Source organism: Pseudomonas sp. PS02303 (assembly GCF_029959925.1).
Classification (GTDB): domain Bacteria; phylum Pseudomonadota; class Gammaproteobacteria; order Pseudomonadales; family Pseudomonadaceae; genus Aquipseudomonas; species Aquipseudomonas mandelii.
In genome coordinates this window covers 1-1,710 of sequence record NZ_JASCOM010000503.1, presented here as the reverse complement: position 1 = coordinate 1,710, position 1,710 = coordinate 1, and the positions used below count along the sequence as shown (strand labels likewise).

The window sequence follows — 1,710 nt, the reverse complement described above, 5'->3', positions numbered from 1 at the left end:
GGCAAGCCTCGCTCCTACAAAGGCGACGCATTACCTGTAGGAGCGAGGCTTGCCCGCGAAGAGGCCCTCAACCGCACCTCAAATAATGGCTTTGACCCCACGCCCAAACCGCTCCCGATACACTGACGGCGGCACGCCCACCACCCCACGAAACGCCACGCGAAAGCTTTCCACCGAGCGATACCCACACTGCGCGGCAATCTGGTCGGTGTTTTGCCCGGTGCTCTCCAGCAACTCCTTCGCCCGCGCCAGCCGCTCATGCTGCAACCACGCCTTGGGCGGCATGCCGGTGGCTTCAGTAAACCGACGCAGAAACGTGCGTTCACTCATGGCCGCCTCGCTCGCCAGTTCGCGAACCTCCAGCGGTTCGTGCAAGCGTTCCCGGGCCCACTGCATGACACGGGACAAATCGCTGCGCGGCGTCGGGCTGACGGGCGTAGGAATAAACTGCGCCTGACCGCCGGTGCGTTGCGGCGACATCACCAGGCGCCGCGCCACTGAGTTGGCCACCTGCGTGCCTAAGTCCCGCGTCACCAGGTGCAGGCACGCATCGATCCCCGCCGCGCTGCCCGCCGAGGTGATCAATTGGCCGGAATCGACATAGAGCACATCCGGGTCCACCCGAATGTTCGGAAAACGTTCGGCCAACTCAGCGGCATAGCGCCAATGGGTGGTGGCGCCGTGCCCGTCCAGCAGGCCGGTCGCCGCCAGCACAAACACACCTGAGCAGATCGACAGCAACCGCGCTCCCCGCGCATGCGCCTGGCGCAGGGCGGCGAGCACGTGTTCCGGTACCGGCGCGTTGCGATCGCGCCAGCCGGGAATGATGATCGTGCGGGCCTCTTCGAGCAGTTCCATGCCGCCATCGGCCAGCACCTGAATCCCGCCCATGGCGCGCATCGGGCCCTGATCCACGGCGACGATACGATGCTCGTACCAAGGGAAGTCGAACTCCGGCCGCGCCAGGCCGAAGATCTCCACGGCGATGCCGAATTCGAACGTACAGAGGCCGTCGTAGACCAGAATCGCGACCAATCCAGGGTTCGGTTGCATTTGGCGGAAAGTTCCCGGTAAGTGTCTTGTGCGCCACTGTAGCCGCAAGCGTCGGGCGGATAAAGTCTTCTCATACCCACTCAAGACTTTGGAGTACAGCCCATGACCAGCCTGGTCCGCGCCATTCCCGCAGCCCCTTCGGCCATTGCCCTGATGCACTTCAGCAACCGTCTGACCTTTGAAACCGATTGTTCCGACGTGTACAGCAGCCAACAGGCCGGCGATGTGGATTTTGTCCTGGTGGACGTTCGCGGACCGTTGGCGTTCGAACGCGGGCATGTGCCCGGCGCGATCAACATTCCCGGACGCCTGCTCACCGCCGAGAGCCTGGCGGGTTACCCGACGTCCACCTTGTTTGTGGTCTATTGCGCCGGGCCGCACTGTAACGGTGTGCACAAGGCGGCGGTGAAGCTGGCAGCGCTGGGTTACCCGGTCAAGGAGATGATCGGCGGCGTGACCGGGTGGCTGGATGAGGGGCTTGAGTTGAGTGTTGCAGTGCGACAGCCTGCCACCACCGTCATCGGCTGCGAATGCTGACATTCAGACACCGCTGAACCATCGTGGCGAGGGAGCTTGCCCCCGCTGGGTTGCGCAGCAGCCCCGCAATCTTGGCAATTGTCGAAGATTTTTGGGAGCGCTTCGCACTCCAGCGGGAGC

At 63.7% G+C, this 1,710-nt stretch carries 2 protein-coding genes; one reads left to right on the top strand and one right to left on the bottom strand.

What is annotated here, in order from left to right:
* Positions 1-78 precede the first annotated feature (78 nt).
* Entirely contained in the window at positions 79-1,053 is a 975-nt protein-coding gene (gene ftrA / locus QMX98_RS34500; RefSeq protein ID WP_010455550.1) for a transcriptional regulator FtrA, read from the bottom strand.
* Positions 1,054-1,155: 102 nt separating this feature from the next.
* Here ftrA and QMX98_RS34495 point away from each other — a divergent pair, with 102 nt between their 5' ends.
* Positions 1,156-1,590, top strand: a complete 435-nt coding sequence (locus QMX98_RS34495; protein WP_282412077.1) for a rhodanese-like domain-containing protein — start codon at positions 1,156-1,158, stop codon at positions 1,588-1,590.
* Positions 1,591-1,710: the final 120 nt, after the last annotated feature.

Excerpts from the sequence above, each read along its gene's own strand:
- ftrA (WP_010455550.1), bottom strand. The coding sequence starts at position 1,053 with ATGCAACCGAACCCTGGATTGGTCGCGATTCTGGTCTACGACGGCCTC.
- QMX98_RS34495 (WP_282412077.1), top strand. The coding sequence starts at position 1,156 with ATGACCAGCCTGGTCCGCGCCATTCCCGCAGCCCCTTCGGCCATTGCC.